Annotated in this window: 18 protein-coding genes; 8 read left to right on the plus strand and 10 right to left on the minus strand. The window is 62.6% G+C overall.

Annotation, left to right across the window (positions count from 1 at the left end; translation table 11 throughout):
- Positions 1-38: 38 nt before the first annotated feature.
- Entirely contained in the window at positions 39-1,223 is a 1,185-nt protein-coding gene (rlmN, locus tag FDT80_RS09700) for a dual-specificity RNA methyltransferase RlmN (RefSeq protein WP_138662085.1), read from the minus strand.
- Between the two features lie 178 nt (positions 1,224-1,401).
- Positions 1,402-1,932 (minus strand): invasion associated locus B family protein, encoded by a 531-nt coding sequence (locus FDT80_RS09705; protein WP_138662086.1) that lies wholly within the window; start codon positions 1,930-1,932, stop codon positions 1,402-1,404.
- A 182-nt stretch (positions 1,933-2,114) separates the two neighbouring features.
- Between FDT80_RS09705 and FDT80_RS09710 the strand changes: the two genes are divergently transcribed.
- On the plus strand, positions 2,115-3,095 hold the full coding sequence (locus tag FDT80_RS09710) for an asparaginase (RefSeq protein ID WP_138662087.1): 981 nt from the start codon (positions 2,115-2,117) through the stop codon (positions 3,093-3,095).
- 19 nt (positions 3,096-3,114) lie between these two features.
- Here the strand turns inward: FDT80_RS09710 and FDT80_RS09715 are convergent, their stop codons facing one another.
- On the minus strand, positions 3,115-3,429 hold the full coding sequence (locus FDT80_RS09715) for a YciI family protein (RefSeq protein ID WP_138662088.1): 315 nt from the start codon (positions 3,427-3,429) through the stop codon (positions 3,115-3,117).
- Between the two features lie 81 nt (positions 3,430-3,510).
- A complete protein-coding gene (gene serB, locus FDT80_RS09720; protein ID WP_138662089.1) occupies positions 3,511-4,389 on the minus strand; it encodes a phosphoserine phosphatase SerB in 879 nt (292 codons plus the stop codon).
- Positions 4,390-4,546: 157 nt separating this feature from the next.
- Between serB and FDT80_RS09725 the strand changes: the two genes are divergently transcribed.
- Together FDT80_RS09725 and serA are read left to right on the plus strand one after the other, a co-directional pair.
- A complete protein-coding gene (locus FDT80_RS09725; protein ID WP_138662090.1) occupies positions 4,547-5,701 on the plus strand; it encodes a phosphoserine transaminase in 1,155 nt (384 codons plus the stop codon).
- A 72-nt stretch (positions 5,702-5,773) separates the two neighbouring features.
- Complete coding sequence (serA, locus tag FDT80_RS09730; RefSeq protein ID WP_138662091.1) at positions 5,774-7,369, plus strand: phosphoglycerate dehydrogenase; 1,596 nt, start codon at positions 5,774-5,776, stop codon at positions 7,367-7,369.
- Between the two features lie 59 nt (positions 7,370-7,428).
- Here serA and FDT80_RS09735 read toward each other — a convergent pair whose 3' ends face one another.
- A complete protein-coding gene (locus FDT80_RS09735) occupies positions 7,429-7,881 on the minus strand; it encodes a cupin domain-containing protein (RefSeq protein ID WP_138662092.1) in 453 nt (150 codons plus the stop codon).
- A gap of 225 nt (positions 7,882-8,106) precedes the next feature.
- Between FDT80_RS09735 and FDT80_RS09740 the strand changes: the two genes are divergently transcribed.
- Entirely contained in the window at positions 8,107-8,844 is a 738-nt protein-coding gene (locus FDT80_RS09740) for a metallophosphoesterase family protein (protein ID WP_138662093.1), read from the plus strand.
- A 48-nt stretch (positions 8,845-8,892) separates the two neighbouring features.
- Here FDT80_RS09740 and tdh read toward each other — a convergent pair whose 3' ends face one another.
- From tdh to FDT80_RS09755, 3 genes are all read right to left on the minus strand, one after another.
- Complete coding sequence (gene tdh, locus FDT80_RS09745) at positions 8,893-9,936, minus strand: L-threonine 3-dehydrogenase (RefSeq protein WP_138662094.1); 1,044 nt, start codon at positions 9,934-9,936, stop codon at positions 8,893-8,895.
- Entirely contained in the window at positions 9,933-11,120 is a 1,188-nt protein-coding gene (locus FDT80_RS09750; protein ID WP_138662095.1) for a glycine C-acetyltransferase, read from the minus strand. Before FDT80_RS09750 ends, tdh begins: the two co-directional genes overlap by 4 nt.
- A gap of 92 nt (positions 11,121-11,212) precedes the next feature.
- Entirely contained in the window at positions 11,213-11,779 is a 567-nt protein-coding gene (locus tag FDT80_RS09755) for a helix-turn-helix domain-containing protein (protein ID WP_138662096.1), read from the minus strand.
- A gap of 120 nt (positions 11,780-11,899) precedes the next feature.
- Here FDT80_RS09755 and FDT80_RS09760 point away from each other — a divergent pair, with 120 nt between their 5' ends.
- Positions 11,900-13,081, plus strand: a complete 1,182-nt coding sequence (locus FDT80_RS09760; protein ID WP_138662097.1) for an acetyl-CoA C-acyltransferase family protein — start codon at positions 11,900-11,902, stop codon at positions 13,079-13,081.
- Positions 13,082-13,147: 66 nt separating this feature from the next.
- Here the strand turns inward: FDT80_RS09760 and ubiB are convergent, their stop codons facing one another.
- Together ubiB and ubiE are read right to left on the minus strand one after the other, a co-directional pair.
- Positions 13,148-14,680: a 2-polyprenylphenol 6-hydroxylase gene (ubiB, locus tag FDT80_RS09765; RefSeq protein WP_138662098.1), complete on the minus strand. Its 1,533-nt coding sequence runs from the start codon at positions 14,678-14,680 to the stop codon at positions 13,148-13,150.
- A gap of 1 nt (position 14,681) precedes the next feature.
- Entirely contained in the window at positions 14,682-15,434 is a 753-nt protein-coding gene (gene ubiE / locus FDT80_RS09770; RefSeq protein ID WP_138662099.1) for a bifunctional demethylmenaquinone methyltransferase/2-methoxy-6-polyprenyl-1,4-benzoquinol methylase UbiE, read from the minus strand.
- Positions 15,435-15,528: 94 nt separating this feature from the next.
- Here ubiE and mutM point away from each other — a divergent pair, with 94 nt between their 5' ends.
- From mutM to rpsT, 3 genes are all read left to right on the plus strand, one after another.
- The gene (gene mutM, locus FDT80_RS09775) at positions 15,529-16,380 is read left to right on the plus strand and encodes a bifunctional DNA-formamidopyrimidine glycosylase/DNA-(apurinic or apyrimidinic site) lyase (RefSeq protein WP_138662100.1); all 852 of its coding nucleotides are present in this window, start codon (positions 15,529-15,531) and stop codon (positions 16,378-16,380) included.
- A gap of 63 nt (positions 16,381-16,443) precedes the next feature.
- Positions 16,444-17,220: an enoyl-CoA hydratase gene (locus FDT80_RS09780; protein WP_138662101.1), complete on the plus strand. Its 777-nt coding sequence runs from the start codon at positions 16,444-16,446 to the stop codon at positions 17,218-17,220.
- A 235-nt stretch (positions 17,221-17,455) separates the two neighbouring features.
- The gene (gene rpsT / locus FDT80_RS09785) at positions 17,456-17,719 is read left to right on the plus strand and encodes a 30S ribosomal protein S20 (RefSeq protein WP_138662102.1); all 264 of its coding nucleotides are present in this window, start codon (positions 17,456-17,458) and stop codon (positions 17,717-17,719) included.

Genomic DNA, 17,719 nt, shown 5'->3' on the forward strand with positions numbered 1-17,719 from the left:
AGTGCAACGGCGCGCGCCGCATTGTTTCAAGCAATCGCCTATGCCTCGCCGATCCCGGCCTCCGCCTCGATCTGGCGGCGTGATTTGCGTGACCGCTCGGTGGCCGATTTCAGCTGTCCGCAGGCAGCCATGATATCCTCGCCGCGCGGCGTGCGGATCGGGCTGGCGTACCCCGCCTTGTAGATGATGTCGGCAAAGGCGCGGATGCGGTTGTTGCTCGACCGCTTGTAGGGCGCGCCGGGCCATTCGTTGAACGGGATCAGGTTGATCTTGGCCGGAATGCCCTCAATGAGCCGGATCAGCCGATGCGCGTCCTCATCGCTGTCATTCACCCCCTGAAGCATCACGTATTCAAAGGTGATGCGCTCGGAATTGCTGACCTTGGGATAGGACTTGAGCGCGGCAAGCAGCTCCTCGATGTTCCACCGCTTGTTGATCGGCACCAGCCTGTCGCGAACGTCGTCGGTGGTCGCGTGGAACGACACGGCCAGCTGACAGCCGATTTCCTGCGCGGTGCGCGCGATCTCTGGCACCACACCGGACGTACTCAACGTGATCCGGCGGCGCGACAACTGGATACCCTCCGGATCCATCGCGATCTTCATCGCATCGCGAACGTTCTCGAAATTGTACAGGGGCTCGCCCATACCCATCAGCACGATGTTGGACAACAGCCGCGTTTCATCCTTGGGCGCGCCGATTTCGGGCCACTCCTCCAGATCGTCACGCACCACCATCACCTGTCCGATAATCTCGCCCGCGGTCAGGTTGCGCACCAGTTTCTGGGTGCCGGTGTGGCAAAACGAACAGGTCAAAGTGCATCCGACCTGGCTCGAAACGCAGAGCGTGCCGCGCCCCTCCTCGGGGATATAGACGATTTCGACCTCGTGACCGCCCGCGATCCGCACCAGGTACTTGCGCGTACCATCCGTGCTGACCTGTTTGCTCACGACCTCCGGCACGTCGATCACGAAATGCGCCGCCATATCCGCGCGATACCCCTTGGACAGGTTGGTCATCGCGTCAAAATCACGCACTCCCCACTGATAGATCCATTGCCAGATCTGCCCGACCCGCATCTTCGCCTGCTTCTCCGGCGTGCCCATGGCGATCAACGCGTCGCGCATCCCGGCACGGGTCATCCCCACAAGGTTCGCAGGCCCATCGGGCAATTTCCGAGGGATCGTGTGCACATCTTGGGTGATCGGCGCATTGGCAGACATGGATCAGACTCGCTGGTTCGTTGGATGTGCCCGTATATAGGCAATCGCAGGCAAAACAAACCCCCGCGGAAATGGGTTTCTTTTGGCCTCAAATCCCTCGGGGGTTGGGGCAGCGCCCCAAAACGAACGCGGCTCCCGGAGGGAGCCGCAATAAATCAAATGCGTCGCAGACGCACCATCATCCGGCGCAGCGTTTCGCGGCGTCCTCGACAGCGGCGGTAAAGCCGAGCAGCGAAAACGTGTCCTTGGTCGCCGTCCCGCGCCCGGACCGGCCCGACACGACCGCGTCGGCGCCGCGCTTCATGGCGGTGATGATCTGATTGTCATCTGCCGTCGTCGCGGGCCACGCCCATTCGCCTTCGGTGAACAGCTCGAATTCCGTGCCGCCGATGTTCATGTTCACCGTCGATCCGCTCGCGAACGGATAGCCGCCGGTAAATGCCACCTGCCCCTTGGCGCCCGCGCTCGGTCGATAGAACACCATCAAGAGCGTTTGCCCCCGGTTCACCGCAACCACTCGCCCGTCCTTGGAGTTCACCGTTTCCTTGGGCGTCGACACGCTCCAGCATTCGGTCGGATTGTCTTCGACAAAGACACTCCAGTCCGTCTTGGCGGCCACGCGGTTGGTGCTTTGCTCCTGCGCGCCGGCAGACACGCCCATCAATGCCAAAGCGCCAATCGCCCCGCCCAACGTCTTCGAAAATCCCATCTGTCCAGCCTCCAGCTGTCCTAAACCTCAACTTCACCGAAGCGGTGCCCCGACCGGCGATCCTTTTTTGGATCGGTCTCTTGCCAGCGCCCGCTTTCTTCTCGACAAGTGCCACATTAGCGCGAAACACGCGACAGACGAAACCCTGATTGGCAGGATTTCGCCAACTTGTGAGGGACCAGATGACACAATCGGCAGCAATCACGGAAATATGGCGCGGCCCCTTCCTGGAAAGCGTCCACCACGGTCATGCGGTGGTCTGTGACGACAGCGGCCAGATCGTTCACGCGTGGGGCGATCCGGAGGCGGTCGTGCTGCCGCGCAGCTCATCCAAGATGTTGCAGGCGTTGCCGCTTCTCACCTCCGGAGCGGCCGATGCGGCGGGGCTCGGCACCCGGCATCTGGCGCTTGCCTGCGCGTCGCACAACGGCGCCGCGATCCATACCGACCGCGTCGGCGCATGGCTCGACACACTGGGTCTTGGCGACGACGATTTCCGCTGCGGCCCACAGGAACCCGAAGACATTCCAGCGCGCAACGGGCTGATTCTCGCGCATCAAAGCCCCTGCCAGATTCACAACAACTGTTCGGGCAAGCACGCGGGGTTCCTGACCCTGGCCAAGCACCTTGGCGCCGGCCCCGAGTATGTGGACCCGGATCATCCGGTGCAGAAAGCCTGCCTTGACGCCTTCGAGACCGCAACCGGCCTCGACAGTCCCGGTTTTGGCATTGACGGCTGTTCGGCTCCCAATTTTGCCACGACCCTGCACGGTATGGCGCGTGCGATGGCTCGCTTTGCCGCGGCGCCCGACGGCTCGCCCGAACAGCGGCTGCATCAGGCGATGCGCCTGCATCCCGATCTGGTCGCCGGCGAAGGGCGCGCCTGCACCGAATTGATGCGCGCGATGGATGGCAAGGTCGCGATCAAGACCGGGGCAGAGGGATATTTCATCGCGATCATTCCCGACCTGAAACTGGGTGTCGCGCTCAAGGCGAATGACGGCGGAACACGCGCCGCCGAATGCGCGATGGCGGCGATCCTGGTCAGGTTGGGTGTGCTGGACGCGACCCATCCTGCGACGCTGAAACGGCTCAATGCGCCGATCCTGAATCGCAGAAACCTGCAGGCAGGCTGGATCAGGCCGGGCGCCGCCTTTGCCTGATCCCGTGGCGCACGGCCAGCTACATCTGGTGAATCTCCGCCACCTCGACGCTGCCGCTGCCATCGGCCACCATCGGGCAACCCTTCGCCATCTTGACGGCGGCATCGATGTCGGGCGCTGAAACCACGGTGTAGCCGGACAGCGGGTTCGCTCCGCCGTCGTCGCGCACGCCCTTTGCGGTCACGGTCTTGGACATGCCGACCGGGTTGCCCGGATCGACCACCGCCTTGCCCATCTTGCTGAACCAGTCGGTCCACTCGGCCATCACACGTTCCCCTTCTTCGGGCGTGTCGGGTGTCTTGCCGCCATGGTAGGCCATGATGAAATTCGGCATTTTCATTCCCCCTTGCTCGTTGACGCAGACTCAGGTGCCTGCGCCGAAATCATAGCATGAAACGGGGTCGAATTCGCCGCCTCAGCCGCTTGCGAATTCGTCTCGGGCATATCCCTGCAGGTACAAAAGCGCCGTCAGATCGCCAAAGTTTATCCGAATATCGCACTCCGCAGCCACCGAAGGCTTGGCGTGCAGGGCTACACCACTGCCCGCGCGGTGCAGCATGCCCAGATCGTTGGCCCCATCACCGACCGCCATCACCTCCGCCTCGGCCAGGCCCAGCCGCTCCGAGATGTCGGCCAGCGCGTCAACCTTGGCCTGGCGTCCCAGAATGGGTTCGGCCACCTTCCCGGTCAGCCTGCCATCCTCGATCAGCAGGGTGTTGGCGCGGTTTTCGTCAAATCCCAGCTTTTTTGCCACCGCCTGCGTAAAGGCCGTGAAGCCGCCGGACACCAGCGCCGCGTATCCGCCATGCGCGCGCATCGTCGAGATCAATTCGCGCCCACCCGGCATCAGCGTGATCCGCTCGGCCAGCACCCGGTCGATCACGCCCGCGTCCAGACCCTTGAGCAGGCAGACCCGTTCGCGCAGCGCACCTTCGAAATCCAGTTCTCCGTTCATCGCGCGGGCGGTGATGTGCCGCACATGCGCACCGACGCCTGCGACCTCGGCCAGTTCGTCGATGCATTCCTGCTGGATCATGGTGCTGTCCATGTCGGCCAGCAACATGGCCTTGCGCCGCCCCGCCGCGGGCTGGACCACCAGATCGACGCCCAGGCGCTGAACGTCCTCCCAGACCTGCCAGCGATTCGCGGGCCGTTCGGCCAGCGGAAATTCTGCCGCCTCGTCCGGGGACAGCCATTGGGCATCGCCGCCGCCCCACGCGTTGCGCAGCGACTCCACCAGTGCGGGGTCAAGATCGGGCCGCGAGGGCGCAGTCAGCAAAGTTACAACGTACATACAAAAGTTTCCGATCAGAGCCATCCGCGTCGCAAAAAAGCGATCAAGCGGCGGTCTAGCGTCATTTTCCCGATTGTGCCAGCCGCCGCTGCGCACTATGTCCATCCGCGGGACACCCTTCCCCAACGAAGGGCGCTTATCTGGAAGGATAGCATCAATGGCTATGACGACACCGGCAACGCGGCCGGCTAACCCGCGTTTTTCCTCCGGCCCCTGTGCCAAACCCCCCGTATTCGATCTGACCAAACTGGCATCGGCGCCCCTGGGCCGCAGCCACCGGGCCGCGCCCGGCAAGGCCAAGCTCCTCGAGGCGATCGAGACGACGCGCGACGTGCTCGGCGTGCCGGATGACTACAAGATCGGCATCGTACCCGCCTCAGACACCGGCGCCTACGAGATGGCGATGTGGACCATGCTGGGCGAGCGCCCCGTCGAAATGGTCGCATGGGAAAGCTTTGGCGCAGGCTGGGTCACCGACGCGGTCAAGCAGCTCAAGATCGACCATACCGTGCATACGGCAGAGTATGGCGAAATCGTCGACATGAGTGCGCTCAACTACGACAACGACGTGTGTTTTACCTGGAATGGCACCACCTCGGGCGTGCGGATGCCCAATGGCGACATGATCCCGGGCGACCGCAAGGGCCTGACGTTGTGCGATGCGACAAGCGCCGCCTTCGCGATGGACCTGCCTTGGGACAAGCTGGACGTGACGACGTTCAGTTGGCAAAAGGTGCTGGGCGGCGAGGCTGCGCACGGCATGCTGATCCTCAGCCCCCGCGCGGTGGAGCGGCTGGAAAGCTACACCCCCGCATGGCCGCTGCCCAAGATCTTTCGCCTGACCAAGGGCGGCAAGCTGATCGACGGCATCTTCAAGGGCGAGACGATCAACACGCCCTCGATGCTTTGTGTCGAAGATTACCTGGTGGCGCTTGACTGGGCGAAATCCGTGGGCGGCCTCAAGGGCCTGATCGCGCGGGCCGATGCCAATGCGGGCGCTGTCGCCGATTTCGTCGCCGCGCATGACTGGATCGATTTCCTTGCCTTGGACCCCGCGACACGGTCCAACACCTCCGTCTGCCTCAAGTTCTCGGACGACCGGATCGCCGATGGACCCGCCTTTGCCAAGGCCGTGGCCAAGCGTCTGGCGGATGAGAACGTGGCGCTTGACGTCGGTGCCTACCGCGATGCCCCAGCGGGGCTGCGCATCTGGTGCGGCGGCACGGTCGAGACATCGGACATCGACGCGATGTTGCCATGGCTCGCCTGGGCCTTCGACACCGAGATCGAGGCACAGATGGCGTCGGCCTGAACGCCGGCTTTCCACTCCCGAAATACCGACGTCCTCGCGACGCCCCAGTTACCATCAGAAACGGAGCCCCACATGGCACCCAAAGTACTCATTTCCGACAAGCTGTCGGACGCCGCCGTCCAGATTTTTCGCGACCGTGGCATCGACGTGGATTTCATGCCCGATCTGGGCAAGGACAAGGACAAGCTGGCCGAACTGATCGGTCAGTATGACGGCCTTGCCATCCGCTCGGCAACCAAGGTCACGGACAAGATCCTCGACGCTGCCACAAACCTCAAGGTGATCGGCCGCGCCGGCATCGGCACCGACAACATCGACAAGGTCGCAGCCTCCAAGAAAGGCGTGATCGTGATGAACACGCCCTTCGGGAACATGATCACCACGGCGGAACACGCCATCGCGATGATGTTCGCCGTGGCGCGTCAAATCCCCGAAGCCTCCGCCTCCACCCACGCGGGCAAGTGGGAGAAGTCCAAGTTCATGGGCGTCGAGCTGACCGGCAAAACACTGGGCGTGATCGGCGCGGGCAATATCGGCGGCATCGTCTGCGACCGGGCGCGGGGCCTCAAGATGAAAGTTGTCGCTTATGACCCCTTCCTGGGGCAGGACAAGGCCGACAAGATGGGTGTGGAAAAGGTCGAACTGGACGAACTGCTGAAGCGGTCCGACTTCATCACCCTGCACGTTCCCTTTACCGAGCAGACGGCGAATATCCTGTCGAAGGACGCGATTGCCAAGACCAAGAAGGGCGTGCGGATCATCAACTGCGCCCGTGGCGGCCTGGTGGACGAGGAAGCGCTGGCCGAAGCGTTGAAGTCCGGCCATGTGGCGGGTGCCGCCTTTGACGTCTTTGCCAAGGAACCCGCGACCGAGAACGTGCTGTTCGGCCTGCCCAATGTCGTCTGCACGCCGCACCTTGGCGCCGCGACGACCGAAGCGCAGGAAAACGTGGCGCTACAGGTGGCCGAGCAGATGTCGGACTACTTGCTGACAGGAGCGGTCACCAACGCGCTCAACATGCCGTCCGTCACCGCCGAAGAGGCCAAGGTCATGGGTCCTTGGGTCAAACTGGCCGGGCATCTGGGGTCGTTCATCGGTCAGATGACGGACGAGCCGATCAAGGCGATCAATATCCTCTATGACGGGTCGGTCGCGGACATGAACCTCGAGGCGCTGAACTGCAGCGTTGTCGCCGGCATCATGAAGCGCGTGAACCCGGATGTGAACATGGTCAGCGCGCCGGTCATAGCCGAGGAACGCGGGGTGCAGATTTCCACGACCAATCAGCACAAGTCAGGTGTGTTCGAAGGGTACATCAAGGTGACTGTCGTCACGTCCAAGCGTGAACGGTCGATTGCGGGCACGGTGTTTTCCGACGGCAAGCCGCGCTTTATCCAGATCAAGGGCATCACCATCGACGCCGAGATCGGTGAGCACATGCTTTACACCACCAACGAAGACGTTCCGGGCATCATCGGCACATTGGGTCAGACCATGGGCGAAAACGGCGTGAATATCGCGAACTTCACCCTTGGCCGATCGGCCGCCAAGGGCGAGGCGATCGCGCTGCTTTACGTCGATGACGAAGTCCCGGCGCCGGTGATCGAAAAACTGCAGAGCACCGGGCTGTTCACTCAGGTCAAGCCATTGGTCTTCGACGTCGCCTGATTGGTCGGGCGACCCGTAACCCCTGCCGGCGGGCCGCCGGCAGGGGTTCGTTTCGCGCGTCAGGACAAGGGTGCCGGCGCCATGCCGGTAAACTGCATCTGGTGGTGCGCGGCAATCGCTTCGATCCGTGCGCCGTCGTCTTCGAATGTCAGACCCGTGTCGCCCATGGCGCGAAAGAACCCCTCGGACGCGCCCGGCGACAGAATCATGACATACCGCGCAGGGCCGTCGCCGGTGATCCGAAATCCATGCTCCACCCCGCGGCGAATGTGCAGCGGCTCACCCAGGCCGGGGGTGACGTATTTGTCGCCCAGCCAGAACTCGCAACTGCCGGATACCAGGGTGAAAATTTCGTCGTCTCCGGTGTGGATATGTCTTGGCATTTCCGCGCCGGCAAAAGCCATCGCATCCAGAATACAGGCCTTGCCGCCGCTGTCGTTCCCGCTAAGCGCGAATTTGTAGCAATTGCTCATCCATAATTTCGATTCGATATCGTGTAGCTGATCTTTCAATATACGCTCCTTTTCTCGTACCTAAATGTACGCGAAGACGTAAAAATAGTGATAAATACTTGTATTAAAACGTTTTTACAGAAAACCCGCTGGAATTCCAGATGGTCCGTACATCGCCATTATGCGGCAATACGCAAGGTGAATAAATCGTTTTCTGGCGCAACGGCCGTCGATCGCAACGCGGGGGTGCTTTGCAATGGGCATCACATGAGCTAGTGAAACGGCATGAATAATCCGATTTATGCCATCGGCGACATCCATGGCCAGATGGACGAGCTGGAGCGGGTCCTGACCCTGATCGAGGCGGACGGCGGGCCGCAGGCCACCGTGGTGTTTGTCGGGGATTACGTGGATCGCGGACCAGACAGCCGCGCGGTGATCCAGACCCTGATCGACGGTCAGGCGGCTGGCAAGAACTGGATCACGATCAAGGGAAACCACGACCGGTATTTCACCCGCTTCCTTGACGACGTGTCGGTCTACGATCCCGCGACGCGCGACGGGCTTTATTGGTTCAACCCCCGGCTTGGCGGCGACAAGACTTTGGCCTCCTACGGGGTCGACGCCGAGGACGGAGCGCCCTTGCCGCCGATACACCAGGCCGCGCAGAGTGCCGTGCCGCAAGATCATAAGGTGTTCTTGCGCGACCTGCCGGTGATGCATGTGACCGACGACCTTGTCTTTGTCCATGCCGGCATCAGGCCCGGAATCGACCTTGACCGGCAGACCGAAAACGATCTGATCTGGATCCGCACGGGTTTTCTTGACGATGACCGCGACCATGGCAGGCTGGTCGTGCACGGGCACACGGCGCTGGACCACCCGCAACATCATGGCAACCGCGTGAACCTTGACGGCGGCGCAGGCTATTTTCGCCCGCTGCACGCCGCCGTGTTCGAAGGCACGACCGGCTGGCTGTTGTCGGATCGGGGGCGCGTCGCCATTCCCGCCGCCGGGAATTGATCAGGTCGCCCAGGCCGCCGACGCACGAATGTCCAGGTCTGACCCCGGTCAATCGGTGCGCCAGTCCAGAACCACCTTGCCCGACTGACCAGACTTCATCGCGGCAAAACCGGCCTCGAAATCATCGACCTTGAACCGGTGCGTGATGACCTTGGACACGTCCAGCCCGTTCTCCAGCATCGCGATCATCTTGTACCAGGTCTCGAAAATCTCGCGGCCATAAACGCCCTTGATCGTGATCGCCTTAAAGACGATGCGGCTCCAGTCCACGGGTGATTTTCCCGGCGGGATTCCCAGCATAGCGATGCGCCCACCCATCGTCATCGCCTCGACCATCTGGTCCAAAGCCTGCTGATTGCCCGACATCTCAAGCCCGACATCGAACCCCTGCTTCATCTTGAGCGATGTGATGACGTCACGAAGATCTTGCCTGGTCACGTCCACGGTCACCACGTCGGCGACCTGCGCCGCCAGCGCCAGCCTGTCGGGGTTCACATCCGTGATCACCACGTGACGCGCGCCGACATGACGCGCCACTGCGGCGGCCATGATCCCGATGGGGCCCGCGCCTGTGATCAGCACGTCCTCGCCCACCAAGTCAAAGCTGAGCGCGGTGTGCACGGCATTGCCCAAGGGATCGAGGATCGCCCCGATATCATCTGAAATCTCATCCGGCAGGGGCACCACGTTGAATGCGGGCAGCCTGAGGTATTGCGCAAAGGCCCCCGGTTCGTTTACGCCGATGCCGCGGGTCGCCGGATCGAGGTGAAACTTGCCCGCGCGGCTCTGCCGGGAGTTCTTGCCGATCAGATGGCCTTCGCCGCTGCACCGCTGGCCAAGCTCGAGCCCTTCGACATCGCGACCAAGCTCGACGATCTCGCCGGCGAATTCATGGCCGGTGATCAGCGGCACAGGCACGGTTTTCTGCGCCCATTCATCCCAGTTCCAGATATGGATATCGGTGCCGCAAATCCCGGTCTTGTTGATCCGGATCAGCACGTCGTCGGGGCCGATTTCCGGTACGGGTACGGACTGCATCCACAGGCCTTCGCGCGGGTGCGCCTTGACCAGTGCTTTCATCTGATTGGTCATGCGATCACCCCGCAGGCCTTGCCCGCCACCTTGAACGCCTCAAGCGCGCGATCAAGTTCATCGCGGGTCAGCGCGGCGTTCATCTGGGTGCGAATTCGTGCCTGCCCGCGCGGCACCACCGGGAAAAAGAAGCCGCTGACATAGACACCCTCGTCAAACAGCTTTTCCGCCATGTCCTGCGCCAGTTGTGCTTCGCCCAGCATGACGGGAATGATCGGATGCTCGCCCGGAAGAAGGTCAAAACCCAGGGCGTCCAGCCCCTTGCGCCAGTAGCGCGCGTTGTCGAACAACTTTGCCCTCAGGTCGTCGCCCTGCTCCACCAGCTCCAGCGCCTTGATCCCCGCGGCAACGATGCCCGGCGGCAGCGAATTGGAGAACAGGTAAGGCCGCGCGCGTTGGCGCAGCAGGTCGATCACCGGTTGCGGCCCGGCGATATACCCACCGATGGCCCCGCCCAGCGCCTTGCCCAAGGTGCCGGTCAGAATATCCACATCGACACCGGCATGGGCGGGCGTGCCTTCGCCCTTGGGCCCCATGAATCCGGTCGCATGGCAATCATCGACCATGACCATCGCATCGTATTTGTCCGCCAGCGCCTTTATCCCTGCGAGGTTGGCAAGGTAGCCGTCCATGCTGAACACGCCATCGGTCGCGATCAGGATGAACCGTGCGCCATCCTCGCGGGCCTGCTTGAGCTGGCCTTCAAGGTCGTCCATGTCCGAATTTGCGTAGCGGTAGCGTTTCGCCTTGCACAGCCGGATGCCATCGATGATCGACGCATGGTTGAGCGCGTCCGAGATCACCGCGTCCTCGGGCTCCAAAAGCGGCTCGAACAGCCCGCCGTTCGCGTCGAAACACGCCGCGAAGAGAATCGAATCGTCCTTGCCGAGAAAAGCGGCGAGATTCTGCTCCAACTCGCGGTGAATGTCCTGCGTCCCGCAGATAAAGCGCACCGAGGCCATGCCGAAGCCGTGCGGACCCATCGCCGCCGTCGCCGCGTCGATCAGCGCCGGGTGATCGGCCAGCCCGAGGTAGTTGTTTGCGCACAGGTTGATGACTTCGCGGCCACCGACGGTGATTTCTCCGCCCTGGGGCGACGTGATCAGACGCTCGCGCTTCATCATGCCGTCGGCCTGGATCTGGGACAGGGCATCGGTGATATGCGTCAGAAAGGCTTGGGTCATGTGAGTCTCCTTTGGGCGTGCTTCTATCATAACGGATTAAAATCCGAAATAGGGGATATTCGACTTAGCGGAATTTATCCGCTAAACCGGAATCAAGCATCCTGCACCACCAGAAACGCGCGCACGGGCGACGCGCCCGCGGCGATGCAATGGGAAACATCTGCGGCATAGCGGGCCGTATCGCCCGCGCCCAGGTGCGAGGTGGCCTCTCCGCTGGTCAGGTCCAACGCACCGTCGATCACGGTCAGATGCTCGCACGCGCCGCGCCGGTGCGGCGCACTGTCCAGATAGCCATGCGCATCGATCAGCAGTTCATATACCTCGTGCTTGCCCGCCTCTTCGGGTGGCGACAGGATCCGGATCCGGCAGCCTGCGCCAAGGTTTTCTATAGTGGGCACCTGCGCCGCGCGCAGCGTTTCGATCTGGTCGCCGGCCGGGGCGCCATCCAGCAATCCCGCAAAATCCACCTGCAGGGCGCGCGTCAGGTTCCAAAGCGTCGCGATGGTCGGAGAGGATTCGCCCCGCTCGATCTGGCTGACCATAGACCGGCTGACACCCGACAGCTTGGCCACAGCATCCAGCGACAGCCCCTGCCCGCGCCGCGCCTCCTTCAGGCGGGCCGGCAGCATCGTCAGGATATCGGCAGGTTTGTCCGTCATGGCGGATATGTGGGGGGTCACACCGGTCTCTGTCAAGCGGGCGCGTCACGACACGATTGGGCTGGAAGTCCGCGGCATGCTCCGCATAAGTTGCGGCAACGACATACCAAGGAGGAACCCATGACCCGTGACATCGTAATTCTGGACGGCGCGCGCACCGCGATCGGCACCTTTGGCGGCGCGCTTGCCGGAACGCCACCCATCGATCTGGGCACAGTCGCCGCCAAGGCGGCGCTTGAACGCTCCGGCGTCGAGGGTGGTCAGATCGGCCATGTGGCGTTCGGGCATGTCATCAATACCGAACCGCGCGACATGTACCTGAGCCGCGTGGCTGCGATGCAGGCGGGCGTGCCCGACACCACGCCCGCGATGAACGTCAACCGCCTGTGCGGGTCCGGCGTGCAGGCCATCGTGTCGGTTCTGCAATCGCTGATGCTGGGCGATGCGGAGTTCGGCCTTGCGGGCGGGGCCGAGAACATGTCGCGGTCGCCTTTCATCGTTCCGGACCAGCGGTGGGGCGCCAAGATGGGCGATATCCGCACGCTCGACATGATGCTGGGGGCGTTGAACTGTCCCTTTGGCACCGGGCACATGGGCGTGACGGCCGAAAACGTCGCGTCGGAACACGGCGTAAGCCGCGCCGATCAGGACGCCTTTGCCCTGCACAGCCAGCAACGCGCGGCTGCCGCGATCGAGGCGGGCCATTTCAAGAGCCAGATCACCCCGGTCGACGTGCGCGTGAAGCGCGACATGGTGCAGTTCGATGCGGACGAGCACCCCAAGGCCACGACGGCAGAGGCATTGGCGGGGCTGCGGCCGGTGTTCCAGAAAGACGGAAGCGTGACCGCGGGCAACGCGAGCGGCATCAACGACGGGGCCGGCGCGGTGGTTCTGGCCACTGCCGAGGCGGCCGAGAAAGCCGGGCTGAAGGCGCGCGTTCGGGTGCTGGGCTATGCCCATGCCGGTGTTCGCCCCGAGGTCATGGGAATCGGACCAATTCCGGCGGTTGAAAACCTGCTGGCCAAGACCGGGTTGAGCGCATCGGATTTCGACGTGATCGAAAGCAACGAAGCCTTTGCCGCGCAGGCGCTGGCCGTCAGCAACAAGCTGGGCTTTGACCCAGCAAAGGTGAACCCAAACGGCGGCGCCATCGCGCTCGGGCATCCGGTTGGCGCCACGGGCGCGATCATCACGATCAAGGCGATGTACGAGCTTGAGCGGATCAAGGGCGACAAGGCCCTGATCACCATGTGCATCGGCGGCGGTCAGGGTATCGCACTGGCGATCCAGCGTATCGCCTGAGGCCAGGGACGGGCCGGGGGTTCCACCCCCGGACCCCCGAGATATTTTCAGTCAAAAAACCTGGGGTCAGATCACGGCGCCGAGCGTCAGGGCCAGACCGGCCCCCCCCGCGAGACCCAGAACGCCGGCAAGCGCGATCCAGCGCTTGAAAGGACGCTTTGGCGGCAGGTCGGGATTGGCCTGCCGGATGAGTGCCGCCTCGACCAGGACCGGCAGGCGGGGGCCGAAGCGGGCCATCACGCGGGCGGTTTTGGTGAGATCGCTGATCACCGCGCGCGGGCCGATGGATTTGGTGATGTAGTCGGTCACCGTCGGGCTGGCGACCTGCCAGATGTTGATGTGCGGGTTGAGCGACCGCGCCACCCCTTCGACCACGACCATCGTACGCTGCAACAAGATAAGCTCGGTCCGGGTTTCCATGCCAAAGCGTTCCGTCACCTCGAAAAGGTAGCTCAGCAGGCGACCCATCGAGATGCGCGTGGCATCCATGCCGAAAATCGGCTCGCCCACCGCACGCAGGGCGCGGGCGAATTCGTCGACATCCTTGTCGGCGGGCACATATCCGGCTTCGAAATGCACCTCGGCCACACGCTTGTAATCCTTGCGGATGAAGCCATAGAGGATTTCGGCATAGACCCGGCGGGTGTATTCGTCGATGTGCCCCATGATCCCGAAATCATAAGCGATGATGTCGCCGTTCGGGGCGACCTTGAGGTTGCCCTGGTGCATATCGGCGTGAAAATACCCGTCGCGCAAGGCATGCTGCAGGAAGAGTTGCAGCACACGTTCGCTGAGAGCCACGCGGTCGTGGCCCGCATCGTCGATGGCGTCGTTGTCGCCCATCGGCACACCGTCCGCCCACCCCAATGTCATCACCCGGCGCGCCGAGTATTCCCACTTGATCGCGGGCAACTGGAACCCGGCATCGTTCTTGGTGTTCGCCGCGAATTCCGATGCGGCGGAGGATTCGAGCCGGAGATCGAGTTCGCCCTGCACGACACCGTCAAAATGCGTAATCACCTCCATCGGGCGCAACCGGCGAGATCCGGGCGAGAACAGCTCGATCATGCGGGCCGCGAGGTAGAAGGCGTCGACATCCCTGGCAAATGCACGCTCGATGCCGGGGCGCAGAACCTTGACCGCAACTTCTTCCCCGCTGTCGGCCAACCGGGCCTTGTGAACCTGCGCGATGGAGGCGGCGGCCACCGGTTCGCTGAAGTCCGAAAACATCTCGTCCACGGGGCGGCCCAATTCCTTGGCGACCTCGATCCGGGCCACGTCCACCGGAAAGGGCGGCAGCTTGTCCTGAAGCACGCGCAACTGGCGCGCCAGGTCATCGCCGACCACGTCGGGCCGGGTGGACAACACCTGACCGAACTTGATGTAGGCCGGGCCCAGCGCCGTCAGTGCGCGGGTCGCCGGCGGCATCGACGGGTCGCCCTTGTACCCAAGCCACTTGAACGGAAGCGCCAGCGACCGCGCGACGATCCGCAATGGCCTGGGCGCCTCGAACGCTTCGAGAACGACCGTCATGGCGCCGGTGCGTTCCAGAGTGGCCCCCGTGCGCACCAACCGCAGGATATTGTGCGGGCCGCGCATCTCAGATCTTCCAGCCGGAATGCAGTGCGGCCACACCCATCGTCAGGTTGCGGTACTTTGCATTTTCGAACCCCGCGGCCCGGACCATTCCAAGAAAGGTCTCCTGATCAGGGAAATTGCGGATTGATTCCACCAGGTACTGATAACTGTCGCGATCCCCGGCAATCATCTGGCCCATGCGCGGGATCACGTTGAAGCTGTAGAGGTCATAGGCTTTCTGCATCGCGCGGTTGGGCAACTGGCTGAATTCCAGAACCATGAGCCGGCCGCCGGGACGCAAGACGCGGTAGGCCTCGTTCAACGCTTCCTGGGGCCGCGTCACGTTCCGGATGCCAAAGCTGATCGTGTAGATGTCGAAACTGTCATCCTCGAACGGAAGCGCCATGGCGTCGCCCACGACCCAATCCAGCATATCGGCCATTTCTCCGGCTTCGGCGCGCTTGCGGCCCTCGATCAACATCGGTTCGGTCAGGTCGAGCACGGTGGCATGGCCCGATCCGGCCCGCTTGAGAAAGCGAAAGGAGATATCTCCGGTGCCCCCCGCCACATCGAGCAGTTTCTGCCCGGGACGCGGCGCAAGCCAGTCCATCATCGCGTCCTTCCACAGACGGTGCACGCCGGCGCTCATCACGTCGTTCATGATGTCGTACTTGCTGGCCACGGAGCTGAACACGCCCCGGACACGCCCGGCCTTTTCGCCCGCGTGAATGGTTTCGCGCCCGAAATCTATAAGATCGTCGTTCTCGTCAGTCATCGGCTCTTGTGGTCCTTACAGTTCGTTCCTTGTTATAGGGTCCACAGGGGCAGGCACAATGCGCCCCTTTTGTCACAGGGGGGGGTGCCCGAGGATGCCAGAATTACCAGAGGTCGAGACGGTGCGCCGCGGACTGAGCCCGGCGATGGAGGGCGCGGTGATCACGAAAGCCGATGTGAACCGTGCCGATCTGCGGTGGCCGTTTCCGCCCGACATGGCGCTGCGTCTGGCCGGCCAGCGGGTGATGCGGCTGCGGCGGCGGTCCAAGTACATCCTGGCCGATCTGCACTCCGGCGAGACGCTCTTGATTCATCTGGGCATGTCGGGGCGAATGCTCGTCTCGGGTGATCCGCTCGGCCGCTTCGCGCATGATCATCCGGCGGTGCAGAAACACGACCACGTGGTGCTGCATATGGACAACGGGGCGCGCATCACTTTCAACGACCCGCGCCGTTTCGGTGCGATGGACCTGATGCCCACCGCGACGGCCGAAGCACACAAGCTGCTGGCACGCCTCGGGCCGGAGCCATTGGGCAACGAATTCAACGAGGCGCATCTGGTGACGGCCTTTGAGGGGCGTAACACGCCGGTCAAATCCGCACTGCTGGATCAGAAAATTGTTTCCGGATTGGGCAATATATACGTGTGCGAGGCACTTTTTCGCGCCGGGATAAGACCAACGCGCAAAGCGCGAAATATTTCTGCGGCCCGCGTGGCGACGCTTGTGCCGATCATCCGCCAAGTCCTCACGGATGCGATCGAAGCGGGTGGATCGTCGCTCAGGGATTTTCGCCAAGCCGATGGAGAGCTTGGATATTTTCAGCATTCATTCGACGTATATGGCCGCGAGAAAGCCCCCTGCCGAACGCCCGAATGCCCCGGCGTCATCGCGCGCGCGGTCCAGTCGGGGCGGTCATCGTTCTTCTGCCCCAAGTGTCAAAGATAGCTTGAACCATTGCCTGCGCGTGGTAATGACTCAATCCTTGGATAAACAATCGAGAGCTTTTTGATGGCCTATGAGACGATCATCGTAGAGGTGGACAACCACGTTGCCACGGTCACGCTGAACCGGCCCGACGCGCTGAATGCGCTGAACGACCAACTCATGAGCGAACTTGCCGAGGCGCTGACGGCGGCTCAGGACAATGAAAAGGTACGCTGCATTATCATCACCGGGTCGGAAAAGGCGTTTGCCGCCGGGGCCGACATCGCGATGATGCGCGAGAAAAGCTTTGTCGACGCATTCTCGGGCGATCTGTTCACACCCGAGACCGACCAGATTCTGCGAGTGCGCAAACCGATCATCGCCGCGGTATCGGGCTATGCGCTGGGCGGTGGATGCGAATTGGCGATGATGTGCGATTTCATCATCTGCTCGGATACCGCCAAATTCGGCCAGCCCGAGATCAACCTTGGCGTGGTTGCCGGAATTGGCGGCACACAACGCCTGACCCGGATCGTGGGCAAGTCCAAGGCCATGGACATGAACCTGACCGGTCGGTTCATGGACGCCACCGAAGCCGAGCGCTCCGGCCTCGTGTCGCGGGTTGTGCCTTGCAAGAAGCTGCTTGAAGAAGCAACTGGCGCTGCTCAGAAAATCTCTGAGAAATCAATGATTTCGGTCATGGTTGTCAAGGAGGCGGTCAACCGCGCCTACGAAGTGCCGCTGCGCGAAGGCCTTTTGTTCGAACGGCGCATGTTCCACGCATTGTTTGCGACCGAAGACCAGGCCGAGGGCATGGGCGCGTTCCTTGAAAAGCGCGAAGCGCAGTTCCGCGACAAGTAGCGGCGCGCGATCAAGAACCCGGGATCAAGGGCGGCACACCGCCCTTGTACACCCGGCGAGCCGTTCCTGACGCTATTTGCGGTTTTCAAAGCCGTTTTTGTCCTCTATAGACCGGCGTCATACATGCGCGTGCAGCCCGCTCTGGCTAGAATCACCTTTCCGGTTTCGATCGGTCCGGGTTTGGCGTCGCGCGACGCGAACACAGTTATACACGAACCCAAAGGTAGACTTCTCAATGGCAAACACACCCCAGTCAAAGAAACGCGCACGTCACAACGAAGCGCGCTTTGCGATCAACAAGGCACGCCGGTCGCGGATCCGCACCTATCTGCGCCGCGTCGAAGAAGCCATCGCGTCGGGCGACCAGGACGCGGCGGCGGCCGCGCTGAAGGCGGCCCAACCCGAACTGATGCGCGGCGTGACCAAAGGCGTGTTTCACAAGAACACCGCCTCGCGCAAGATGTCGCGGCTGTCCTCGCGGGTCAAAGCCCTGGCTTGA

Origin of the sequence: Sulfitobacter sabulilitoris (assembly GCF_005887615.1) — a bacterium.
GTDB classification, from domain to species: domain Bacteria; phylum Pseudomonadota; class Alphaproteobacteria; order Rhodobacterales; family Rhodobacteraceae; genus Sulfitobacter_E; species Sulfitobacter_E sabulilitoris.

Excerpts from the sequence above, each read along its gene's own strand:
- rlmN (WP_138662085.1), bottom strand. The coding sequence starts at position 1,223 with ATGTCTGCCAATGCGCCGATCACCCAAGATGTGCACACGATCCCTCGG.
- FDT80_RS09705 (WP_138662086.1), bottom strand. The coding sequence starts at position 1,932 with ATGGGATTTTCGAAGACGTTGGGCGGGGCGATTGGCGCTTTGGCATTG.
- FDT80_RS09710 (WP_138662087.1), top strand. The coding sequence starts at position 2,115 with ATGACACAATCGGCAGCAATCACGGAAATATGGCGCGGCCCCTTCCTG.
- FDT80_RS09715 (WP_138662088.1), bottom strand. The coding sequence starts at position 3,429 with ATGCCGAATTTCATCATGGCCTACCATGGCGGCAAGACACCCGACACG.
- serB (WP_138662089.1), bottom strand. The coding sequence starts at position 4,389 with ATGTACGTTGTAACTTTGCTGACTGCGCCCTCGCGGCCCGATCTTGAC.
- FDT80_RS09725 (WP_138662090.1), top strand. The coding sequence starts at position 4,547 with ATGGCTATGACGACACCGGCAACGCGGCCGGCTAACCCGCGTTTTTCC.
- serA (WP_138662091.1), top strand. The coding sequence starts at position 5,774 with ATGGCACCCAAAGTACTCATTTCCGACAAGCTGTCGGACGCCGCCGTC.
- FDT80_RS09740 (WP_138662093.1), top strand. The coding sequence starts at position 8,107 with ATGAATAATCCGATTTATGCCATCGGCGACATCCATGGCCAGATGGAC.
- tdh (WP_138662094.1), bottom strand. The coding sequence starts at position 9,936 with ATGACCAATCAGATGAAAGCACTGGTCAAGGCGCACCCGCGCGAAGGC.
- FDT80_RS09750 (WP_138662095.1), bottom strand. The coding sequence starts at position 11,120 with ATGACCCAAGCCTTTCTGACGCATATCACCGATGCCCTGTCCCAGATC.
- FDT80_RS09755 (WP_138662096.1), bottom strand. The coding sequence starts at position 11,779 with ATGACGGACAAACCTGCCGATATCCTGACGATGCTGCCGGCCCGCCTG.
- FDT80_RS09760 (WP_138662097.1), top strand. The coding sequence starts at position 11,900 with ATGACCCGTGACATCGTAATTCTGGACGGCGCGCGCACCGCGATCGGC.
- ubiB (WP_138662098.1), bottom strand. The coding sequence starts at position 14,680 with ATGCGCGGCCCGCACAATATCCTGCGGTTGGTGCGCACGGGGGCCACT.
- ubiE (WP_138662099.1), bottom strand. The coding sequence starts at position 15,434 with ATGACTGACGAGAACGACGATCTTATAGATTTCGGGCGCGAAACCATT.
- mutM (WP_138662100.1), top strand. The coding sequence starts at position 15,529 with ATGCCAGAATTACCAGAGGTCGAGACGGTGCGCCGCGGACTGAGCCCG.
- FDT80_RS09780 (WP_138662101.1), top strand. The coding sequence starts at position 16,444 with ATGGCCTATGAGACGATCATCGTAGAGGTGGACAACCACGTTGCCACG.
- rpsT (WP_138662102.1), top strand. The coding sequence starts at position 17,456 with ATGGCAAACACACCCCAGTCAAAGAAACGCGCACGTCACAACGAAGCG.